General features: G+C 71.7%; 19 protein-coding genes. 1 reads left to right on the top strand and 18 read right to left on the bottom strand.

Annotated features, from left to right (window positions below; all coding sequences use genetic code 11):
• Positions 1-9: 9 nt before the first annotated feature.
• The 9 genes from JOF36_RS09030 to JOF36_RS08990 all read right to left on the bottom strand — a co-directional run bounded on the left by JOF36_RS09030 (position 10) and on the right by JOF36_RS08990 (position 7974).
• On the bottom strand, positions 10-390 hold the full coding sequence (locus JOF36_RS09030) for a F0F1 ATP synthase subunit epsilon (protein WP_245350735.1): 381 nt from the start codon (positions 388-390) through the stop codon (positions 10-12).
• 37 nt (positions 391-427) lie between these two features.
• The gene (atpD, locus tag JOF36_RS09025) at positions 428-1864 is read right to left on the bottom strand and encodes a F0F1 ATP synthase subunit beta (RefSeq protein WP_210026128.1); all 1437 of its coding nucleotides are present in this window, start codon (positions 1862-1864) and stop codon (positions 428-430) included.
• Positions 1864-2853, bottom strand: a complete 990-nt coding sequence (locus JOF36_RS09020; protein ID WP_210026127.1) for a F0F1 ATP synthase subunit gamma — start codon at positions 2851-2853, stop codon at positions 1864-1866. The genes atpD and JOF36_RS09020 overlap by 1 nt, the downstream gene beginning before the upstream one ends.
• A 12-nt stretch (positions 2854-2865) precedes the next feature.
• A complete protein-coding gene (gene atpA / locus JOF36_RS09015; protein ID WP_210026126.1) occupies positions 2866-4506 on the bottom strand; it encodes a F0F1 ATP synthase subunit alpha in 1641 nt (546 codons plus the stop codon).
• A gap of 77 nt (positions 4507-4583) precedes the next feature.
• The gene (locus JOF36_RS09010) at positions 4584-5414 is read right to left on the bottom strand and encodes a F0F1 ATP synthase subunit delta (protein ID WP_210026125.1); all 831 of its coding nucleotides are present in this window, start codon (positions 5412-5414) and stop codon (positions 4584-4586) included.
• The gene (locus JOF36_RS09005; protein ID WP_210026124.1) at positions 5414-5962 is read right to left on the bottom strand and encodes a F0F1 ATP synthase subunit B; all 549 of its coding nucleotides are present in this window, start codon (positions 5960-5962) and stop codon (positions 5414-5416) included. Before JOF36_RS09005 ends, JOF36_RS09010 begins: the two co-directional genes overlap by 1 nt.
• 52 nt (positions 5963-6014) lie before the next feature.
• Complete coding sequence (locus JOF36_RS09000) at positions 6015-6266, bottom strand: ATP synthase F0 subunit C (RefSeq protein ID WP_210026123.1); 252 nt, start codon at positions 6264-6266, stop codon at positions 6015-6017.
• Between the two features lie 95 nt (positions 6267-6361).
• Positions 6362-7135: a F0F1 ATP synthase subunit A gene (atpB, locus tag JOF36_RS08995; RefSeq protein WP_210026121.1), complete on the bottom strand. Its 774-nt coding sequence runs from the start codon at positions 7133-7135 to the stop codon at positions 6362-6364.
• A gap of 362 nt (positions 7136-7497) precedes the next feature.
• Entirely contained in the window at positions 7498-7974 is a 477-nt protein-coding gene (locus JOF36_RS08990) for a Cg1360 family ATP-synthase-associated protein (protein WP_210026119.1), read from the bottom strand.
• Positions 7975-8324: 350 nt separating this feature from the next.
• Between JOF36_RS08990 and JOF36_RS40015 the strand changes: the two genes are divergently transcribed.
• Positions 8325-8459 (top strand): hypothetical protein, encoded by a 135-nt coding sequence (locus tag JOF36_RS40015; protein ID WP_281071234.1) that lies wholly within the window; start codon positions 8325-8327, stop codon positions 8457-8459.
• A gap of 995 nt (positions 8460-9454) precedes the next feature.
• On the opposite strand, the gene JOF36_RS40780 is transcribed toward JOF36_RS40015, so the two are convergent.
• From JOF36_RS40780 to thrC, 9 genes are all read right to left on the bottom strand, one after another.
• Positions 9455-11482: a glycosyltransferase family 4 protein gene (locus JOF36_RS40780; RefSeq protein ID WP_307862285.1), complete on the bottom strand. Its 2028-nt coding sequence runs from the start codon at positions 11480-11482 to the stop codon at positions 9455-9457.
• A gap of 43 nt (positions 11483-11525) precedes the next feature.
• Complete coding sequence (gene glyA, locus JOF36_RS08980) at positions 11526-12809, bottom strand: serine hydroxymethyltransferase (RefSeq protein WP_210026118.1); 1284 nt, start codon at positions 12807-12809, stop codon at positions 11526-11528.
• A gap of 66 nt (positions 12810-12875) precedes the next feature.
• Entirely contained in the window at positions 12876-13547 is a 672-nt protein-coding gene (locus tag JOF36_RS08975) for an L-threonylcarbamoyladenylate synthase (protein WP_307862284.1), read from the bottom strand.
• Positions 13548-13618: 71 nt separating this feature from the next.
• Complete coding sequence (gene prmC, locus JOF36_RS08970) at positions 13619-14491, bottom strand: peptide chain release factor N(5)-glutamine methyltransferase (protein WP_210026117.1); 873 nt, start codon at positions 14489-14491, stop codon at positions 13619-13621.
• A gap of 97 nt (positions 14492-14588) precedes the next feature.
• Positions 14589-15692, bottom strand: a complete 1104-nt coding sequence (gene prfA, locus JOF36_RS08965; protein WP_210026116.1) for a peptide chain release factor 1 — start codon at positions 15690-15692, stop codon at positions 14589-14591.
• 88 nt (positions 15693-15780) lie between these two features.
• Positions 15781-16002 carry a 50S ribosomal protein L31 gene (gene rpmE / locus JOF36_RS08960; RefSeq protein ID WP_210026115.1) on the bottom strand — a complete coding sequence of 74 codons (222 nt, stop codon included), beginning with the start codon at positions 16000-16002 and terminating at the stop codon, positions 15781-15783.
• Between the two features lie 189 nt (positions 16003-16191).
• Positions 16192-18633: a transcription termination factor Rho gene (gene rho / locus JOF36_RS08955; protein ID WP_210035300.1), complete on the bottom strand. Its 2442-nt coding sequence runs from the start codon at positions 18631-18633 to the stop codon at positions 16192-16194.
• A 415-nt stretch (positions 18634-19048) separates the two neighbouring features.
• The gene (gene thrB / locus JOF36_RS08950; protein ID WP_210026114.1) at positions 19049-19993 is read right to left on the bottom strand and encodes a homoserine kinase; all 945 of its coding nucleotides are present in this window, start codon (positions 19991-19993) and stop codon (positions 19049-19051) included.
• Complete coding sequence (gene thrC, locus JOF36_RS08945) at positions 19993-21141, bottom strand: threonine synthase (RefSeq protein WP_281071232.1); 1149 nt, start codon at positions 21139-21141, stop codon at positions 19993-19995. Before thrC ends, thrB begins: the two co-directional genes overlap by 1 nt.
• Positions 21142-21156: the final 15 nt, after the last annotated feature.

Here is a 21156-nt window from a genome sequence, read left to right as displayed (position 1 = left end):
GCCCTCCGCCTAGTTGGCCTCGGCCGCCCGCAGGCGCACCTCGGCACGAGCCTTCGCCGCCTTGCCGTCCTCGGAGTCGTCGGCGCTGTCGCGTGCCCGGCGGGCCCGCTCCACGTCGATCTCGTCGGACTGCTCGGCGAACTCGGCCAGAATGGACACCCGCTCGGCCGACACCGACAGGAAGCCGCCGTGCACCGCGATGGTGCGCTTCTCCCCGTCGGTCGAGTCGATACGGACGACCCCGGCCTCCTCCATCTGAGCCAGCATCGGCTGGTGGCCGGGCAGGATGCCGACCTCACCGACGGTGGTCCGCGCGAGCACGAACCGTGCCTCGCCCGACCACAGCCGGCGTTCCACCGACACGAGTTCGACCGTCATCTCAGCAGGCATCGTGAGCCTCCGCTGTCCGTTCGCTCCGCAAGCTCGCTCAGCCCTCGAGCCTCTTGCGGTTCTTCTCCAGGTCGTCGAGACCACCGCAGAGGAAGAACGCCTGCTCGGGCACGTCGTCGAACTCGCCCTTGGCGATCTTGTCGAACGCCTCGATGGTCTCCTTCAGCGGAACCGTCGAGCCCGGCGAGCCGGTGAACTGCTCGGCGACCAGCAGGTTCTGCGACAGGAAGCGCTCGATCCGCCGCGCCCGGCCGACCAGCTGCTTGTCCTCCTCGGACAGCTCGTCGATACCGAGGATCGCGATGATGTCCTGCAGGTCGTTGTACTTCTGGAGGATCCGCTTGACCTCGTTGGCGACCCGGAAGTGCTCCTCGCCCACGTACTGCGGGTCGAGGATCCGGGAGGTCGAGGTCAGCGGGTCCACCGCCGGGTAGATCCCCTTCTGGGAGATCGGCCGGGAGAGCTCGGTGGTCGCGTCCAGGTGGGCGAACGTGGTCGCCGGAGCCGGGTCGGTGTAGTCGTCCGCGGGGACGTAGATCGCCTGCATCGAGGTGATCGACCGGCCACGGGTCGAGGTGATCCGCTCCTGCAGCTCGCCCATCTCGTCGGCCAGGGTGGGCTGGTAGCCCACCGCGGACGGCATCCGGCCCAGCAGGGTGGAGACCTCCTGGCCGGCCTGGGTGAACCGGAAGATGTTGTCGATGAACAGCAGAACGTCCTGGTCCTGCACGTCCCGGAAGTACTCCGCCATGGTGAGCGCGGACAGCGCGACCCGCATACGGGTGCCGGGCGGCTCGTCCATCTGGCCGAACACCAGGGCGGTGTTCTTCATGACGCCCGACTCGGTCATCTCCGTGATGAGGTCGTTGCCCTCACGGGTCCGCTCGCCGACACCGGCGAACACCGAGGTGCCACCGAAGTTCAGCGCGACCCGCTGGATCATCTCCTGGATCAGCACGGTCTTGCCGACGCCGGCGCCGCCGAACAGGCCGATCTTGCCGCCGACCACGTACGGGGTCATCAGGTCGAGGACCTTGATGCCGGTCTCCAGCATCTCGGTCCGGCCCTCGAGCTGGTCGAACCGCGGGGCCTTCTGGTGGATCGACCGCAGGTCACCGGTGAACTGGACGCTCGGGTCGTCCAGGCAGTCGCCGAGCGCGTTGAACACGTGCCCCTTGACCTGGTCGCCCACCGGCACCGAGATCGGACGGCCGAGGTCGGTGACCTCCTGGCCGCGGACCACGCCGTCGGTCGGCTGCATGGAGATCGCGCGGACCAGGTTGTCACCCAGGTGCTGAGCGATCTCCAGGGTCAGCTTGCGGTGGTCCCCGGAGAGGTCCACCTCCAGCGTCAGCGCGTTGTACAGGTCCGGGACCTGGTCACGCGGGAACTCGACGTCGACGACCGGACCGGTCACCTGGACGACGCGCCCGGTGATCGTGCCAGTGGCCGAAGTATCGGCGGTTGCGGTCATCAGCTCTCACTTCCTGCGCTCGCGAGGGCGTCGACACCACCGACGATCTCGCTGATCTCCTGAGTGATCTGCGCCTGACGTGCCTGGTTGGCCTCCAGGGTCAGGCTACGGATCAGGTCGTTGGCGTTGTCGGTCGCGGCCTTCATCGCCCGCTGCCGGTTCGCCGACTCCGACGCCGCCGACTCCAGCAGGGCGGCGTAGAGCCGGGCCCCGATGTACTTCGGCAGCAGCGCGTCGAACAGCGTGTCCGGGTCCGGCTCGAACTCGTACAACGACTGGAGACCCTTGGTCTCCGTCTGCGCCGGGTAGTTCTCCTGCGCGTCGTCGTCGTCAGCCGGATCGGCCGCCGCGGAGATCCCGCCGGAGTACTCGACCTCCAGGGGCGCCATCCGCCGTGCCTGCGGAACCTGCGTGATCATGTTCTTGAAGCTCGTGTACACCAGGTGCAGCTCGTCCACACCCTGCACGCCGTCGGCATCACCGTCGGCGTCGTCCACGCCCGCCATGAAGGAGTCCACGAGCGTCCTGGCCGCCTCGGCCGCGTGCTCGTAACCGGGCTGCTCGGAGAACCCCGTCCAGGACCGGGCGATCTCGCGGTTGCGGAACCGGTAGTACGAGACGCCCTTGCGGCCGATCACGTACAGAACCGGTTCCTTGCCCTGCTCGCGCAGCAGCGACTGCAGCTGCTCCGCCTCCTTGAGCACGTTGGCGTTGTAGCCGCCGCACTGGCCGCGGTCACTGGTCACGACCAGCACCGCGGCGCGCTTGGGCTCCTCACGCTCGACGAGCAACGGGTGGTCCAGCGCCGAGTTGGAGGCGAGCTCGGAGAGCGTGCTCGTCATCAGCTCGGCGTAGGGACGCGCCTCGTCCACCCGCGCCCGGGCCTTCGCGATCCGTGAGGTCGCGATCAGCTCCTGGGAGCGGGTGATCTTCTTGATTGACTGCGTCGACCGGATACGCCGGCGAAGCACCCGAATCTGTGCCGCCATCGGGTATCAGCCTCAGTTCTTCTTGTTGACCGTGACGGTCTCCTGCTCGACATCGTCCTCGTCGAGGGCCTCCGCGGGCCGCTCGTTCGGGACGACCGAGGAACCGTCAGCAGCGGTGAACTCGTCCTTCTTGAAGGTGTCCACGGCCTTGGTCAGCGTCTCGGTCGCGTCGTCCGAGAGCTTCCCGGTGTCGACGATCTCGTTCAGCGGACCCGAGGCGTGCCGGCGGGCGTAGTCGCGGAACTCGGCCTCGAAGCGCTGGATGTCGGCGACCGGCACCGAGTCGAGCTTGCCCGAGGTGCCCAGCCAGATCGAGACGACCTGGTCCTGCACCGCGACCGGCGAGTACTGGGACTGCTTCAGCAGCTCGACCAGGCGCTCACCACGGCCCAGCGCGGCGGCCGACGCGGCGTCGAGGTCGGAACCGAAGGCGGCGAACGCCTCCAGCTCACGGAACTGCGACAGGTCCAGACGCAGCGAGCCGGAAACCTTCTTCATCGCCTTGACCTGGGCGTCACCACCGACCCGGGAGACCGAGATACCGACGTTGATCGCCGGCCGGACACCCTGGTTGAACAGGTCGGACTCGAGGAAGACCTGGCCGTCGGTGATGGAGATGACGTTGGTCGGAATGTAGGCCGACACGTCGTTCGCCTTGGTCTCGATGATCGGCAGACCGGTCATCGACCCCGCACCGAGCTCGTCGGACAGCTTCGCGCAACGCTCCAGCAGCCGCGAGTGCAAGTAGAAGACGTCGCCCGGGTACGCCTCACGGCCCGGCGGGCGGCGCAGCAGCAGCGAGATCGCGCGGTAGGCCTCGGCCTGCTTGGAGAGGTCGTCGAAGACGATCAGGACGTGCTTGCCCTGGTACATCCAGTGCTGGCCGATGGCCGAGCCGGTGTAGGGGGCGAGCCACTTGTAGCCGGCCGGGTCGGACGCCGGGGCGGCGACGATCGTCGTGTACTCCAGCGCACCGGCGTCCTCGAGGGACTGCCGGACACCGGCGATCGTGGAGCCCTTCTGGCCGACGGCGACGTAGATGCAGCGAACCTGCTTCGTCGGGTCGCCGGAGTCCCAGTTCTCCTTCTGGTTGATGATCGTGTCGACGCAGACCGCGGTCTTGCCGGTCTTGCGGTCGCCGATGATCAACTGGCGCTGGCCGCGGCCGATCGGCGTCATGGCGTCGATCGCCTTGATGCCGGTCTGCAGCGGCTCGCTCACCGACTGGCGCTCCATCACCGAAGCGGCCTGCAGCTCGAGCACGCGGCGCGAGTCGGTCTCGATGTCGCCGAGACCGTCGATCGGGGCCCCCAGCGGGTCGACGACCCGGCCCAGGTAGCCCTCGCCGACCGGCACCGAGAGGACCTCGCCGGTACGGGTGACCTGCTGTCCCTCCTCGATACCGGTGTAGTCGCCGAGGACGACGGCGCCGATCTCGTTCTGCTCGAGGTTCAGCGCGACGCCGCGGACGCCGCCGTCGAACTCGAGCAGCTCGTTGGTCATGGCCGAGGGCAGGCCCTTGATGTGGGCGATGCCGTCACCGGTGTCGGACACGGTCCCGACCTCGCGGCGGGACGTGCCGCTCTCCAGCGACGAGACGTAGCTGGAGATCGCACTCCGGATCTCCTCGGAGGAGATCGTCAGCTCTGTCATGGCTGCGTCGTTCCTTCTCTCGAACGGGGGGTCTTCAGATCGTGCCGCCGGGTCCGGCGCCGCGGGTCTGAAGCAGGTCAGCTGGGCAGGGACCGGCGCGCGGCGGCGAGTCTGCCCGCCACGCTGCCGTCGATGACCTCGCCGCCGACCTGCACGACCAGTCCTCCGAGGAGGTTCCGGTCGAGCTCGACCTGCAGGGAGATCTTGCGGCCGTACATACGGCCCAGGGATTCGGCGAGCTTCGACTCCTGGTCGGGAGTCAGCGCGACGGGCGTGCGCACCTTCGCCACCGACCGGTCCCGGCGGGCCGCCGCGAGCTCGGCGAGCTCCTCGGCGACGACGTCCAGGTGCCGGCCGCGGGGCAGCCGCACCGACTCGCGCAGCAGCGTGGCGGTCACCGGGTAGACCCGGTCACCGAGGATGCCGTCCAGCAGCTGGACGCGACCCTCCACCGGAGTGGCGGTGTCGGCGAGCGTGCTGTTGAGCTCGGGCTCACGAGCGAGGATGCGGCCGAACCGGAAGAGCTGGTCCTCGACCTCGTCGAGCGACCCGGTCTTCTCGGCGACCGCGACCGCGGCCTGTCGGGCCAGTACCTCGGCACCGGTGACCACGTCCCGGGTCTTCGACCAGCGCTTGCGCGCCAGCTCGACGACCAGGTCCACGGTCGACGCCGAGAGCTGCTGTCCGAAGAGCCTGCGGACCAGGTCCGCCCGGCCCTCCTCCGGGGAGGAGGCGTCGGCCAGCAGACGCTGGATCCCGCGCTCGCCGTCCAGGAACCGGGCCACCGCGAACAGCTCGTCCGTGGTGGTGGTCAGGTCCCGGGCCGACGCACCGTCGACGTGGGCGTCCAGCCGCTCGGTCAGCGCGGCGAGCGCGTCCCGGGATGCGGGCTGCAGGACCTTCGCCATCAGTTCGCCCCGCTCCGTGCAGTCGCGCCCTGCTGGTCGAGCTCACCGAGGAACGAGTCGATCGTCGCGGAGCGACGCGAGTCGTCGGCGAGCTGCTCGCGCAGCAGACGCTCGGCGAGCTGCACCGAGAGGCCACCCACCTCGCCACGCAGGGCGCGCTGCGCCGCGTCGCGGGCCGCGACGACCTGCTCGTCGCCACGGGCCTTGATCCGGGCGGCCTCCTGCTCGGCCTCCTCGCGCAGCTCGGCCTTGATCTGCTGGCCCTCGGCACGGGCGTCGTCGCGGATGCGCGCCGCCTCGGCCCGCAGGCCTGCCAGCTGCTCCTCGTACTCCCTCTTCAGCCGGTCCGCCTGCTCCTGGGTCTCCTGAGCACGCTTCAGACCGCCCTCGATGGCGTCGGTCCGCTCCTCGTACATCTGCTCGAAGCGCGGAACCGCGAACTTCCAGAGCACGAAGAGCAGAATCGCGAACGCGACGATCCCGAGGACCAGCTCGGACGGGAGCGGGATGATCGGCAGCGGTTCTTCGGCGGCGAGAATCAGTTCCACCGTGTGTCCTTCCCTGACGTGGCCGCCGGCGTGGGGACCGGCATGGAGTTGATCAGCCGCCGGCGATGAAGAACAGCACCAGGCCGATCAGCATGACGAGCTCGGCGAGCACGAAGGTGGTCCAGCCGATACCCATGAGCTGGCCGCGGGCCTCCGGCTGGCGGGCGGTGCCGCTGATGACGGCCGACCAGATCAGGCCGACGCCGATGCCGGCGCCGATGGCGCTGGCGCCGAAGCCGATGGCCGCGAGGCCGGGGTTGATGTCGGCGGCCTGGGCCAGCACCTGGGTGGTGGTGTCGCTCACTTCGGTTTCCTTCCGTCGGGTCCGCGTGGTGCGGGTCGTTCGGTGAGTCGGGCCGGACGAGCCGGCGGATCGGATCGGCGCTCACACGCCGGTGTCTAGTGGTCCTCCGCGATCGCCGCGCCGATGTAGACGGCCGCCAGCAGCGCGAAGACGTAGGCCTGGATGACCTGAATCAGAGCCTCCAGGAACGTGAACGCGATACCGGCGACGAACACGAACGGTGCCGGTACGACCAGGGCCCCACCCGCGAAGAGCATGAACTCCGCGGCGACCGCGGTCAGCGCGATGATCAGGTGGCCGGCGAACATCGCCGCGAACACACGCAGTGCCAGCGAGAGCGGCTGGACCAGGAACTTCTGCGCGATCTCGATGACGATGATCAGCGGTGCGATGAACATCGGCACGCCCGGCGGCAGCGCGGCGTGCTTGATGTAGCCGGCGAAGCCGTGCTTCTTGAACCCGGCGTAGTGGTAGAAGACATAGACGAACAGCGCCAGCGCGATCGGGAAGCCGATCCGCGACATCGTCGGGAACTGGATCACCGGGACGATCGCGAACAGGTTGTTGACCAGGATGAAGCTGAACAACCCCAGGATCAGCGGGATGAACCGCTTGAAGTCCGCGGAGCCGATCTGGTCGCGCGCCATGCTGTTGCGCGGGATGTTGTAGAAGGACTCAAGCGCGAACTGGCCCTTGCCGGGGACGATCGCCAGCTTCCGGGTTCCCAGGGTGAACACCGCGGCGACGATGACCAGGGACAGCACGGCCAGCACCATCGGCTTCGTGACGTCGCCGAAGATCGGTGGGTAGTTGAAGAGTCCCTGGCCGGGGGGCGTGAACTCCTCGGCCGCCAGTACGAACGTACCCAATGGGGGTCCTTCCGGTGCTCCCGTCCCGCGTACACGCGAAACGGGGGATCGCCTGCAAGGTGCCTCGTGGCGCGATGTGTTTCCGGGCACCCGGGTCGAAACACCGGAAGTCACCCACATCGCCTACGGCGCGTGATGCTATCAGCCGTACTTCTACATGATGTCGGGGCCTGGCACGCAGCTCACCTGCACCTTCACGTCATGAAACGATCTTGATCGTACCGTTGGCGAACCGGCCGGTAACACGTGGCCGACAACCTGTGAACGGTTGCCCGCACCGCGCGTGAGGGACGACTGCGCCCCGGCACGGTCCCGGCCGGGACAGGCCGGCGAACCGGGCAAATCGGTCGTTATTCCGCAGGTCAGGCGCTCGACGAACCCGGCTCGGACCCGATCAGGATCTTCAGTTTGCTCCCGGCCCAGGCCTCCGCCGCGGTCGTCGCGACGAACACGGCGAGCAGCGTGACGGCCAGCGAGGTGCGGTGGAGCGCCGTGGCGTCCCCGACGGTGAACAGGGCGATCAACAGGACGATCGCCTTGGTCGCCAGTCCGCCGAATGAGGCCAGCATCACAGAGCCCGGCTCGAGGTGGGTCGTGCGGAGCATCAGCGCCGGGGTGAGCAGCGCGGACCCGGTCGCGAGCAGACCGCCGAGCCCGGAGCCGTAGAGCCCGGGGAGACCCTGCAGCACCGTCGCGACGCCGACGCAGACCAGCGAGGTCAGGCCGCCGACCAGCGCGGCCCCGCGCGCCATCGAGCCCGAGAGCCGCCGGATCACCTGCGCCTGACCGACGGCGGGACCGTCGTAGTCCACCGTCCCCCACCGGTCCCATCGCCACACGGTTCGCCCGTCCTTCCCCGATCACGGCCCGTCCCACCTGCCGGGACGCGCACCTCCACGGTATCCGCGCGCCGTGGAGCCGGTGACGCCGGTACGCAGGAACGCCCTCGTGATCACCGGTTGTGGAGTGCAGCGCTCGCTGTGCGTACGCCGCACTCCACAACCGGTGATCACTGCTGTCCGGGCGTGGTGGAGTCGGCCGGCTGGGGCGGGCCGGCCTGCTGGGGCGACCCGGGTGCGTGCCCCGCTGGGGACGTCGGCTGAGCATCCTCGCCGACCGGACGCCGGGCCCTGCTCTCTGCACCCGCATCGGCGCGCCTCGGTCGGCGTCGCGCCGACGAGCACGACGAATGCCTGGACGTGTGGGCGCCGTGCGGCGGTCCGGCGTCGTCGTCGGGGCGCCGGTGCTCGCCGTGCTGGGCGCCCGGTGGCCGAGCAAGCACCTCGTCCTGCTGCCCGCGTTCGCCGCGGATCTCGGCGCCTGAGGTTCGCGTGCTCGGGCAAGGGATTCGTCGCCCTCGTCGAGCGCGCCGGCCAGTGCCTGCAGTTCCGGATCACGCACGACCGCAGCGTCACCGGCGGCGAGTCGCGCCTGTTCCGGATGGTCGCTGCTACCGGCGATGCAGCCACACACCGGTGGGCGGCCCCAGGTACGCAGAGCAGAAGGGGGCCGCTGTTCGTGGGCTCGCGCAACGCCAGCTCGTCGATCACCATCCCGCGCGAGGTGTTTCGAGGTCGACGCCCGGCCCAGCTCGTGGGCTCGGGGCCGGGCTGGGGAACCGACTCGTCGCCGATGCAGGAGGCCTCAGATGCGGCGAACGCTTCTCATGATCGCCGGTCGTGGAGTGCAGCGTTCGCGTGCCGTTCGCTGCGCTCCTCAACCGGTGATCACCCGGTGTCCGCACCCCGACAGCTTCCGCGCCAGGTGTCCCCGCTGCAACGGGGGTCACGTTCGCCCGCCCCTGGTAAGACGCACGATCACGCCCTCGGTGGGGCGGCATCGTGGTGATCGACGGCGCAGGTGGCCCAGCCCCGCTCGCAGTGCCCGACGGCGAGCGGGCTTCCGCGTTCCGCGGAACGCAGCACCGAGACCCGGGACCCGGGACCCGGGACCCGGGACCCGGCAACGCCGCACGCGGCACGCGGCACGCGGCACGCGGCACGCGGCACGCGGCACGCGGCACGCGGCACGCGGCACGCGGCACGCGGCACGCGGCACGCGGCACGCGGCACGCGGCACTCGGCACTCGGCACGGGTCAACGCGGCACCGGCACCGGCACCGGCACCGGCAACGCAGCAACCGGCAACGCAGCACCGACACTCAGCAACGTGGCACCGGCACCGGGCGACGCCGCCCCCAGCACGCGCCCGCGGTACGCCGCACCTGGCACGCGCCCGCGGCACGCCGCATCCGGCAACACCGCACGCGGCGACATGGCGACGCGAGCAGAGGGATGCCGGCGCTACGACCCGCGGCGATCAGGCGCCCGAACCGTCCCGTGGATCGCGGCGGGTCCGCGTCGGGGTCGGGACGGTCGGCTGCTCGCTGCCACCCGGCCGGGCGGGCGGTGCAGGGTGTACGTCCGGGCACAGGGAACCGTCCGGCCGAGCGCGGGCGCCGGTAGCCGGCGCGACGGTTCCGTTCTCATGAGGCCTGCTCGGCCCCGCCGGGCCGGCCGCGCGTTCCGGCAGGGTCACGCCGGGCGGCGGCGGGGGCAGCGGGGGCCCTGACGCGCCAAGCCCGTGGCCGGGATCGGCAGCAGGCCCGTGGCCGGGAGCAGGGCCGGGAGCGGGAGCGGGGCCGGGAGCAGGAGCGGGAGCAGGGCCGGGGCCGGGAGCGGGACCGGAGCCGGGATCAGCAGCCCCGCCCACCCGGGGCGGCCGGTTCCCCGGGCCCGCCGGCGGCACGACCGGACCACGTCGGTGCGGCGGCACGCCGTTCCCCGGGGCGGGCTGCTCCCCGGATCGGGGCGGCGCACCGACGCCCGGCACCGGTGTCTCGTCGAACCGATGCGGCGGTGCCGATGGTGCGCCCCGCCGCCCGGGCCGCGGCCCGATCCCGGGCTCGTCGGGAGCCGACGGGACCGGGCGCCGTCCCCACGAGCCAGGTCCGGTGCCCTGCGCCCCGTCGGGCCGGGCCGGCGGCCGCGGGACCTCGTGCCGGTCCGTCGGGCGCTGCGCGGACGACCAGGGCAGTCCGTCCGGAGCGCGGTGTACGGCGGCGCCGTCGGACCGCGGACGGTCGGGCACCGTCCCCGCACCCGGGGCGGAGGAGTCCGGCCCGCCCGCCGGGACGTCGTCGTCGGCCGAGGCCACCGGCGTGGCGGCGGCCGGCGTGGCGGCGGCCGCGGCCCGGACCCGGGACCGGTGCGGCACCGCGGAGGCCACGAACGCGACGAGCAGCGCGACCCCGGTCGCGGTCAGCACGAGCCAGGTCTGCGGGACGAGGGCCAGCGCCACCGCCCCGAACGCGATCACCGCGACCCAGAGGTAGGCCAGCAGCACCGCGCGCCGGTGGCTGTGCCCGACCTGGAGCAGCCGGTGGTGCAGGTGCATCTTGTCCGGGCTGAACGGGCTGGTGCCGGCCCGCGTCCGGCGGACGATCGCGAGCAGCAGGTCCAGCACCGGGATGAACACGATCCCGATGAGCACGATCACCGGGGCGATCAGGGCGAGGGTGTCGCCGGGGCCGACGGCGTCGGACACGTTGAGCCGTCCCGACGCGCTGGTGATGGCCGCCGAGAGCATCACCCCGACCATCATCGAGCCGGTGTCTCCCATGAAGATCCGGGCCGGGTTGAAGTTGTGCGGCAGGAAACCCAGGCACGCCCCGGCGAGCACGACGGCGATCAGCGCGGGGGTGAAGGCGGCCGGGTCGTTGCCGTTGTCCTGGATCAGTCCGATGCAGAAGACCGCGGTGGCCAGCGTGGTGATCATCCCGATGCCGGCGGCGAGCCCGTCCAGGCCGTCGACGAAGTTCATCGCGTTGACCAGGCCGACGGTGAGCAGCACGGTCAGCAGCACCGCCTGCCCCTGGCCCAGCAGCAGGTAGGAGCCGGAGATGCCGGTCCCGCCGCCGCCCAGCGGGATCCAGACCGCCACCCACTGGACGCCGTAGAGCACCAGCAGGCCACCGGCCGTCACCTGGGCGGCGAACTTGGTGATCGCGTCGAGGTCGTAGCGGTCGTCGAGCAGCCCAACCCCGACCAGCAGGGCCGTGGCGACGACGACCCCGATCACCTCGGTGCTGCCCTCGAAGTACGCCAGCCGTAGCGCCGGCAGCTGCAGGGCCAGCACCAGCCCGGCGAGCACCCCGCCGAACATCGCGAGGCCGCCCCACCGCGGGGTCGGGGTGACGTGCACGTCCCGCCCCCGCGGCCAGGCGACGGCGCCTGCCTTGAGCGCGAGCATCCGGACCGGTCCGGTCAGCAGCAGCGTGACCGCGGCGGAGACCAACCCGACCAGCAGGAACTCCCGAATCGGGAGTCCGCTGCTCAGCTGGTCCACCGGCACGTCGGGTAGGCCTCTCCGGATCGCTCGCGCTATCGGGTCAGCCCCGAGGGTAGGCGGGCGCCTTCCCGACGAGCGCGGTGACCGCCTCGGCGACGGCACGCAGCTCGGCGTCACCGGCCGGGGTGTCGTGCTCCGCCTTGACCGCGCGGGCCAGCAGGGCACCGACCTCGGACATGTCCGCCTCGGTCATCCCCTGGGTGGTGACGCTCGGGGAGCCGACCCGGATGCCGGACGGCTTCATCGGCGGGGCCGGGTCGTACGGGATGGCGTTCTTGTTCAGCGTGATGCCCGCCCGGTCGCACCGGGTCTCGGCCTCGCTGCCGGTCACGCCGATCGGCCGCAGGTCCAGCAGCGCGAGGTGGGTGTCGGTGCCACCGGAGACGGCCCGCATGCCCTCGGTCTCGAGGCTCTTGGCGAGCGCCTGCGCGTTCGCGACGACCTGGCGGGCGTAGTCCTGGTACTGCGGCTGTGCGGCCTCCTTCATCGCGACGGCCTTGGCAGCGACGGCGTGCATCAGCGGGCCACCCTGCGAGAACGGGAAGACCGCCTTGTCGATGGCCTTCGCGTGCTCCTCGCGGCACAGCACCATGCCGCCACGCGGGCCGCGCAGGACCTTGTGCGTGGTGGCGGTGACGACGTCGGCGTAGGGCACCGGCGACGGGATCGCCTGTCCGGCGACCAGGCCGATGAAGTGCGCGGCGTCGACCATCAGCTTGGCACCGACCTCGTCGGCGATCTCGCGGAAGATCTTGAAGTCGATCAGCCGCGGGTACGCGGTCGCACCCGCGATGATGATCTTCGGCTGGTGCTGCTTCGCCAGGTCGCGGACCTGGTCGTAGTCGATGACCTCGGTGTCCTCACGGACCAGGTAGGACACCGCGTTGAACCACATGCCGGAGAAGTTGACCTTGCTGCCGTGCGTCAGGTGGCCGCCCTGCTTCAGGTCCATGGCCAGCACGGTGTCGCCCGGCTTGGCGAAGGCGGCGTAGGCGGCGAGGTTCGCGCTCGCGCCGGAGTGCGGCTGCAGGTTGACGTGCTCGGCGCCGAACAGCTCCTTGGCGCGCGCGTTGCCGATGTTCTCGGCCTGGTCGACCACACCGCAGCCGCCGTAGTACCGGCGGCCGGGGTAGCCCTCGGCGTACTTGTTGGACAGGGTCGAACCGAGCGCCGCCAGCACCGCCGGGCTGGTCAGGTTCTCGCTCGCGATGAGCTGGAGACCGCCGCGAAGGCGGTCCAACTCGTCCAGCACGACTCCCGCGATCTCGGGATCCTGCTGCTGCAGTGCGGAGAAATCCGGGCCCCAGAAGGTCTGCTCACTCACGCCCGGAGAGGTTACCCGCACCGGTCGCCCCTGGCTGTGCCCCTGACGAAGCGGTCACACCTCGGATCATGCCCGGTCGACCTCCTGGCCCGCGACCTCCTCGATCTGCTCGGCCGTCACCCCGCCCTCGCGGAGCATCCGGGGCCGGGCCCCGGTCAGGTCCACGATCGTGGACGCCACCGGGTCCCCGGACGGGCCGCCATCGAGATAGACCCCGACATTGCCGGCCAGCTGGGTGATCGCCTGACTGACGTTCGACGCCGGCGGGTTGCCCGAGGTGTTCGCGCTGGACACGGCCATCGGGCCGACCTCGCGCAGCAGCTCCAGGGCGACCGGGTGCAGCGGCATCCGCAGCATCACCGTGCCGCGGGTGCTGCCCAGATCCCAGGCCAGCGACGGCGCGTGCTCGAGCACCAGCGACACCTCGCCCGGCCAGAACGCCTCGATCAGCGCCCGGGCCGACTGCGGGACACTGGTGACCAGGCCGTCGATCGTCGTCCAGGACCCCACGAGTACCCCGACCGGCATGTCCGGCCCGCGCCGCTTGGCGGTGAGCAGGCTGCGCACCGCGGTGCCGCTGAAGGCGTCGCAGCCGATCCCGTAGACGGTGTCGGTCGGCAGCACCACCAGATCCCCGCCCCGGACGGCGCGGGCCGCGGCGGTCAGGCCGCGCTGCCGTTCGGCCGGGACATTGCAGTCGAACAGCTGCTGCGACGGTGCCGCATTCGGGACGCTCACGGTTCGCGAGGATACGACCGTCGCGAACCGGGCCCGGACCGGCTCCCCCGTCGAGGTTCAGCTCACGGTCCTCAGGGGCAGGGCACCCGGCGCGCGGTCACGAACCGGGGGCGGCCGGTCAGGTCCCGGTGCTCGGTCACCTCGGCGAGGGTGCGCCTGCGGCGCAGCAGCGCGGGCACCGAGTCACCGTGGGTGTCGTCGTGCTCGATCCCCAGCGCCCCGCCGTGCCGCAGCCAACCGGTCGCACCGCGGACGACGGACTGGATGATCTCGGTGCCGTCCGGCCCGCCGAACACCGCTCCGGGCGGGTCCCAGCGCTCCACCTCGGGCGGTACCGCGGTGCCGTCCGGGACGTAGGGTGGGTTGCAGACGACCAGGTCGACCCGGGCCTCGAGCTCGACCAGCAGGTCGGGCCAGCGGACGTCCGCGACGTGCAGGATCACCGGCCGCCCGCCGCCGTCGGTGTGCGCGGCGATGTTGCGGCGGGTCCACGACACGGCGACCGGGTCGGCCTCGAGGGCGTGCACCGTGGCGTCCGGACGGGAGACCGCGAACGCGAGCGCCAGCGCCCCCGAGCCGGTGCACAGGTCCAGCACGACCGGACGGCGGACGTCCGCGATCGCCCCGAGGCCCCATTCCAGCAGCAGCTCGGTCTCCGGCCGGGGCGTGAACACCCCGGGCCCCACGGCCACCTCGACCGGACCGAGGACGGCGGTGCCGAGGATGTGCTGCAACGGTTCCCGGGTCGCACGACGCTTCACGAGCACGGTCAGCGCCTCGACGACGTCGGGGTCGACGAGGGGGGTCATCAGCAGCGTCGACCGGCTCGAACCGAGCACGTGCGCGGCGAGGAGCTCGGCGTCCACCCGCGGGGACGCGACGCCGGCCGCGGCCAGGGTCCGCTCCGCCTCCGCGATCGCCACCCGCAGCGGGAGCCGGCTCACGGGACGCTCCAGGTCACGACACCAGTGTCGCCGGTCCCGGAGCCGCTGGTCGACCACATCGCACGTGACGTGACCGGCAGACCACCCGGGCGGGGGATCACGTGCCCCTGCTCTCCCCCGCCATCGCCTCGGCGCGCTCGGCGGCGGTGAGTGCCGCGACGACGTCGGCCAGATCGCCGTCCAGCACCGACGACAGGTTGTGGGCCTTGAATCCGACACGGTGGTCGGAGATCCGGTTCTCCGGGAAGTTGTAGGTCCGGATCCGCTCGGAGCGGTCGACGGTGCGCACCTGCGAGCGACGCTGCTCCGACGCCTCGGCGGCGGCCTCGGCCTCGGCCTTCGCCTGCAGCCGGGCGCGCAGCACGTCCATCGCGCGGGCCTTGTTCTGCAGCTGGGAGCGCTCGTTCTGGCAGCTCACGACGATGCCGCTGGGCAGGTGGGTGATCCGGACCGCGGAGTCGGTGGTGTTGACGCTCTGCCCACCGTGCCCGGAGGCGCGGAACACGTCGACCCGGAGGTCCTTGTCGTCGATCTCGACGTCCGGGGTCTCCTCGGCGTCCGGGAACACCAACACGCCGGCCGCGGAGGTGTGGATGCGGCCCTGCGACTCGGTGACCGGGACCCGCTGCACCCGGTGCACGCCGCCCTCGAACTTCAGCGACGCCCACGCACCCCCTGCCGGGTCCGCCGCCGACGCCGACCGCACGGACAGCGTGATGTCCTTGAAGCCACCCAGGTCCGACGGGGTGGAGCCGAGCACCTCGACCTTCCAGCCGCGGGAGTCGGCGTAGCGCGTGTACATCCGGACGAGGTCGCCGGCGAACAGTGCGGACTCCTCACCGCCCTCGCCGGACTTGACCTCCATCAGGATGTCGTCGCCGTCGTGCGGGTCGCGGGGCACCATCAGCTCGGCGAGCACGGTCTCGAGCTCGACGATGCGTCCGTCGAGTGCGTCCGCCTCGGCAGCGAAGGACCGGTCCTCGTACGCGAGCTCGCGGGCGGCGTCGCGGTCCTCGCGGGCCTGGGCCAGCTCGTTCGCGCAGGCCACGAGCGGGCCGAGCCGGGCGTAGCGGCGGCCCAGCTTCCGTGCCTGGGTCTGGTCGGCGAGCACCTCCGGGTCGGCGAGACGACGTTCCAGCTCGGCGTGCTCGTCGAGCAGCGAGTCGACCGACCGGGCTGCGGGGGCTGGGGTGGCTGCCATGGCGTCCGTTCTTCCGGGGCGTCGTGCCGAACGCGAAACGGCGCCCGCCTCCTCACCGGGGTGAGGGGACGAGCGCCGCTGGAGGTTGCTACTTGCCGGCGGGCCGGCGCTTCCCGTAGCGGGCCTCGAAGCGGGCCACGCGGCCGCCGGAGTCCAGGATCTTCTGCTTGCCGGTGTAGAACGGGTGGCAGGCGGAGCAGACCTCGACGGTGATCGCACCGCTCGACTTGGTGCTGCGGGTGCTGAACTTGTTGCCGCAACCGCAGGTGACCTGGGTGTCGACGTACTGGGGGTGAACGCCCTCACGCATGGGATTTCTCCTCTCGATGGCCGCCGGGTCCCGCGATCTGAGCTGCGGGTGAACCGGAGCCGGGAAGCTGACGCTCCATTGAACCACCCGGGCCCCGGTGGAATTCCCACCGGGACCCGAGCGGCGCGTAACTACGACCTGATACTGCTGACCCTCAGTGCTGCTGCTTCGGCCCTCGACCGCCGGGCCTCAGTCCTCTTCCTTGCCGGGCGCGTTCTTCGCGACCTGCATGAGGAACTCGATGTTGGTCTTGGACTTCTTGAGCCGGTCGAGCACCAGGTCGATCGCCTGCTGGTCGTCCAGCGCGGAGAGGACGCGGCGGAGCTTGACCATCACCGCGTGCTCGTCCGGCGACATCAGCAGCTCTTCCTTACGGGTGCCGCTGTCGCCGATGTCGATGGCCGGGAAGATCCGCTTGTCGGCGATCTTGCGGTCGAGCTTGAGCTCGGCGTTGCCGGTGCCCTTGAACTCCTCGAAGATCACCGTGTCCATCGTGGACCCGGTCTCGACCAGTGCCGTCGCGAAGATCGTCAGCGAGCCGCCGTCCTCGATGTTGCGCGCGGCACCCAGGAAACGCTTCGGCGGGTACAGCGCGGTCGAGTCGACACCACCGGACAGGATCCGGCCCGACGCCGGCGCGGCCAGGTTGTAGGCGCGGCCGAGGCGGGTGATGTTGTCCAGCAGGACGACGACGTCGTGCCCCATCTCGACCAGGCGCTTCGCCCGCTCGATGGAGAGCTCGGCGACCGTGGTGTGGTCCGACGGCGGGCGGTCGAAGGTCGAGGCGATGACCTCGCCCTTCACCGACCGCTGCATGTCGGTGACCTCCTCCGGACGCTCGTCGACGAGGACGACCATCAGGTGGCACTCGGGGTTGTTCACCGTGATCGCGTTCGCGATGTTCTGCATGATCGTGGTCTTGCCCGCCTTCGGCGGGGACACGATCAGCGCACGCTGGCCCTTGCCGACCGGCATCACCAGGTCGATGACCCGGGTGGTGAGCTGGGTCGGCTCGGTCTCGAGGCGGAGCCGCTCGTTCGGGTAGAGCGGGGTCAGCTTGGTGAAGTCCGGCCGCTGGCGCGCGGCCTCGGGGTCCCGGCCGTTGATGGTGTCGACCCGGACCAGCGGGTTGAACTTCTGCCGCTGCTGCTCGCCCTCGCGGGGCTGGCGGACCGCACCGGTGATGGCGTCACCGCGGCGCAGGCCGTTCTTGCGCACCATCGACATCGAGACGTAGACGTCGGTCGGGCCGGACAGGTAGCCGGTGGTCCGCACGAACGCGTAGTTGTCCAGGATGTCGACGATGCCGGCGACCGGCAGCAGGACGTCGTCGTCGCGGATCTCGGTGTCGACGTTGCCGCCGCCACCGCCGCTGCTACCGGGGCGCTCGCGCTCACGGCCACGACGCCGGTCGCGGAACCGGCGACCCCGGCGGCCGCGGCCGTCGTCGTCACCGTCGTCGTCGGGGCCCATGCGGCTGTTGTTGCGGTTGTTCCGCCCGCCGTCGGTGTCCTCGACCGGGCGGTTGCGACCGCCGCGGCCGTTGTCGTTGCGGTCGTTGCCGCCACGGCCGTTGTCGCTACCGCCGTTGTCGCCACCGCGGTTGCCCGCGTTGTCGCTGCGGCCACCGCCGTTGTCGGTGCGGCCGCCGGCGTTGTCGGTGCGGCCACCGGCGTTGTCGCCACCGCGGTTACCCACGCTGTCGTTGCGGTTGCGACCGCCCCGACCGGTGTCGTTGCCGCCGCGGCCGTCCTCGATGCCCGAGTCGGACTGGGCGTCCTTCTGGCCGGCGTCCCGCTGCGGGGTGTCCTTCTGCGGGACGTCCTTCTGCGGAGCGTCCCTCTGGGGGGCGTCCTTCGGCGCGACGTCCTTCTGAGCGGCGTCGTCACCCGGGCCACCACGACGGCGGGCCCGGCCGCGACGGCCGCCGGTGTCGGCACCGTCCTCGTTCCGGTCGCCTCCGCGGTCGTCGCCGGAGGGCGCCTCGTCCGTCTTCACCGGGCGGCCACGCTTCGCCGGCGCCGCCGCGGGCGCGCTCTCCTCGGCCGGGGCACTCGCCGCAGCCGGGGCCTTCGCGGCCTCGGTGACCGGGGCGGCCTCGGCAGCCGGAGCAGCCTGGGCAGGCGGAGCGGTGTCGGCGGCCGGAGCGGCCTGGGCGGCCGGAGCGACCCGGGCGGGCGGAGCAGCCTCGGCAGCCGGAGCAGCCTCGGCAGCCGGAGCAGCCTGGGAGGCCGGAGCGGCCTGGGCGGCCGGTTCGGCCGGGGATGCGGCCTCGGCCGAGCTGCCCGGCGCACCGGCCGGGCGGCTGGCCGCGCGACGGCGGCGGGTGCGGGGGGCGGGAGCCTCGGTCTGGCCGGCGTCGGCGGTGGGGGCCGCCGCCTTGCCGGCGTTCCCGGCGGAGACCGGAGCAGCACCGTTGGTGCCGTTCGAGGTCTCGGCCGGCGCTTCCCCGAGGGGGAGCTGCGACGCGCCGGCGTCGTCGGACCCGGTCTTCGCCTTCGGCTTCCGCGCCGGGGTGGCCGCGCCGCCCTGACGCTCCTTGATCGCAGCGATCAGGTCTCCCTTACGCATGCCGGAGATGTCCGGGACGTTCAGCTCGGTGGCCAGCTGTCGCAGCTCGGCCAGCACCATGCCGGACAGGCCGCCGCGACGACGGGGCGCCGCCTCGCTCGATGCGGTCCCGGTACCGGCGAGATCGGTCTCGCTCACAGAGTTCCTTCCTGACCGACCCGGTTGTCCTGTCCAGGTCAGGGGATGTCACACGCTCGACCGGTACGGAGAACCCGCACCGGCAGCATTCACAGATGGATTCCCCACGACGACGTCGCGGGAGTCAGGCCGCCCGTTCGGGATTCCGAGTCCAGTCAGAAAAGGAGATCGGGCGAGCGGGCCCGGCCGCAAGACTACGCCGATGTCGCGTGGATCGCCATGCAGGGGCGAGACTAGACGCATCGCCCTCCGGCGGCAACAACACCCCACCCCCGGCGCGCCGTCGCGTGTGGTCGCATTTCTCACGTTCGGCAGGCGCACGGGCCGTTCGCGGTGGTCAGAGGATCTCCACCCGCACGCCCTCGGTGTCCACCGGCAGCGGCAGCACCGTGAAGCCCTCGGTGTCCACATCGGCCGGCACCTCGCCGTCCGAGGTCAGTGCCAGCACCGTCGGCCCGGCACCGGAGATCGCCGCAGGCACCCCGCGCTCACGCAGCTTCTCGACCAGCCGCAACGACGCCGGATACGCCGGTCGCCGGTACGGCTGGTGCAACCGGTCCTCGGTCGCGGCCAGCAGCAGGTCCGGGCGCCGGGTCATCGCGAGCACCGCGAGCGCGCAGCGGCTGCCGGTGAAGGCGGCGTCGGGCAGCGGGACCTGGTCGGGCAGCAGTCCGCGGGTGGTCTTGGTGGACGACTCGACACCGGCCACGAACGCGACCGGGTGCACGTCCGGGTGCACGTCGAGCCGTTCGGCGTGGAACCGGCGCCCACCGCCCGCGTAGATGGCGGTCCCGCCCGCGGTCCGCTCGGAGGTCTCCCACGCCACCACGAACCCGCCGAACAGGCTGGCCGCGGCGTTGTCGGCGTGGCCCTCCATCCCGGCCGAGAGCTGCAGCAACGCGTCACGCTCCAGGCCGGCCTCACGACCGGTGAGCACCGCGGCCGCGGTCACCCCGGCGACGGCGGCCGCCGCCGAGCTGCCCAGCCCACGCGAGTGCGGCACCGCGTTGGTGCAGCGCAGACGCACCCCTTGCGGTGCACCGTCGGCGCCGCCGAACACCTCGAACGCCTGCCGCATCGCGCGCATCACGAGGTGCCGCTCGTCACGGGGGACGAACCGCGCGCCCTCCCCCGCCACATCGACGAACAGCCCGGGCGTGTCGTACACCTCGACGTCGATCTCGTCGTACAACCCGAGCGCCATGCCGAGGCAGTCGAACCCCGGCCCGAGGTTCGCGGTGGACCCCGGGACGCGGAGCCGCACGCGCGTGGGGCGACCCATCAGACCAGCTCGAGAGCCGAGGCGACGGCGCCGGGGTCGATCGGCACGATCTCCGGTTCCGGCGCGGTGAGCAGGGCGGTGTCCGGGTCCTTCAGCCCGTGCCCGGTCACCGTGCAGACCACCAGCGAGCCCTCGGGCAGCGAGCCGTCGGCGCGCGACTGGAGCAGGCCGGCCACGCTGGACGCCGACGCCGGCTCGACGAACACGCCCTCGTCGGCCGAGAGCATCCGGTAGGCGGCGAGGATCTCGTCGTCGGTGACGGCGGCGAAGCGCCCGCCGGACTCGTCACGGGCGGTGGTGGCGCCCTTCCAGGACGCGGGGGCGCCGATCCGGATCGCGGTCGCGATCGTCTCCGGCTCCGTCACCGGCGCACCGTGCACCAGCGGGGCGGCACCGGCGGCCTGGAAACCGAACATCCGCGGCAGCCCGGCGATCAGCCCGTCGGCGTGGTAGCCGCGGTAGCCCTGCCAGTACGCGGTGATGTTGCCTGCGTTGCCGACCGGCAGGCAGTGGATGTCCGGGGCCCGCCCGAGCTGGTCGCAGATCTCGTAGGCGGCCGAGGCCTGCCCGGCGATCCGGGTCGGGTTCACCGAGTTGACCAGCGCGATCGCCGGGTAGTCGGCGGTCGTCTTGCGGGCCAGCTCCAGGCAGTCGTCGAAGTTGCCGTCGATCTGCAGGATGCTGGCCCCGTGCGCGACGGCCTGGGCGAGCTTGCCGAGCGCGATCTTGCCGCTCGGGACGAGCACCGCACAGGTCATCCCGGCGCGGGTCGCGTACGCGGCCGCGGACGCCGAGGTGTTGCCGGTGGAGGCGCACAGCACGCTCTGCTTGCCCTCGGCCAGCGCGGCGGTGACCGCCATCGTCATCCCGCGGTCCTTGAAGGATCCGGTCGGGTTGGCGCCGTCGACCTTCAGGTAGACCTGGCACCCGGTGCGCTCGGACAGCCGCGGGGCGGGCAGCAACGGGGTGCCGCCCTCGCCGAGCGTCACCACCGTCCAGTCCGGCCGCACGGGCATCCGGTCCCGGTACGCCTCGATGACCCCGGGCCAGTGTCCCGGCGGCGGTGGCGCCACCGCGCCCGCCGCCTGCGTCGCGAGGCCACGGCCTCCGGCGGCCGGTCCCCGGACGTTCTGCACGCTGCCGGTCATCGCCGGACGCCTCCT

Origin of the sequence: Pseudonocardia parietis (assembly GCF_017876315.1) — a bacterium.
GTDB classification, from domain to species: Bacteria; Actinomycetota; Actinomycetes; order Mycobacteriales; family Pseudonocardiaceae; genus Pseudonocardia; species Pseudonocardia parietis.
The sequence above is the reverse complement of the archived record's forward strand: the minus strand, read 5'-3'. Positions and strand labels throughout refer to the sequence as shown.

Coding starts and splice junctions, on each gene's coding strand:
- JOF36_RS09020 (WP_210026127.1), bottom strand. CDS start 2,853: ATGGCGGCACAGATTCGGGTGCTTCGCCGGCGTATCCGGTCGACGCAG.
- thrC (WP_281071232.1), bottom strand. CDS start 21,141: ATGACCGGCAGCGTGCAGAACGTCCGGGGACCGGCCGCCGGAGGCCGT.
- JOF36_RS09010 (WP_210026125.1), bottom strand. CDS start 5,414: ATGGCGAAGGTCCTGCAGCCCGCATCCCGGGACGCGCTCGCCGCGCTG.
- atpD (WP_210026128.1), bottom strand. CDS start 1,864: ATGACCGCAACCGCCGATACTTCGGCCACTGGCACGATCACCGGGCGC.
- prfA (WP_210026116.1), bottom strand. CDS start 15,692: ATGGCAGCCACCCCAGCCCCCGCAGCCCGGTCGGTCGACTCGCTGCTC.
- thrB (WP_210026114.1), bottom strand. CDS start 19,993: ATGGGTCGCCCCACGCGCGTGCGGCTCCGCGTCCCGGGGTCCACCGCG.
- JOF36_RS40015 (WP_281071234.1), top strand. CDS start 8,325: ATGCCTGGACGTGTGGGCGCCGTGCGGCGGTCCGGCGTCGTCGTCGGG.
- JOF36_RS09030 (WP_245350735.1), bottom strand. CDS start 390: ATGCCTGCTGAGATGACGGTCGAACTCGTGTCGGTGGAACGCCGGCTG.
- rho (WP_210035300.1), bottom strand. CDS start 18,633: ATGGTGCTGGCCGAGCTGCGACAGCTGGCCACCGAGCTGAACGTCCCG.
- atpA (WP_210026126.1), bottom strand. CDS start 4,506: ATGACAGAGCTGACGATCTCCTCCGAGGAGATCCGGAGTGCGATCTCC.
- rpmE (WP_210026115.1), bottom strand. CDS start 16,002: ATGCGTGAGGGCGTTCACCCCCAGTACGTCGACACCCAGGTCACCTGC.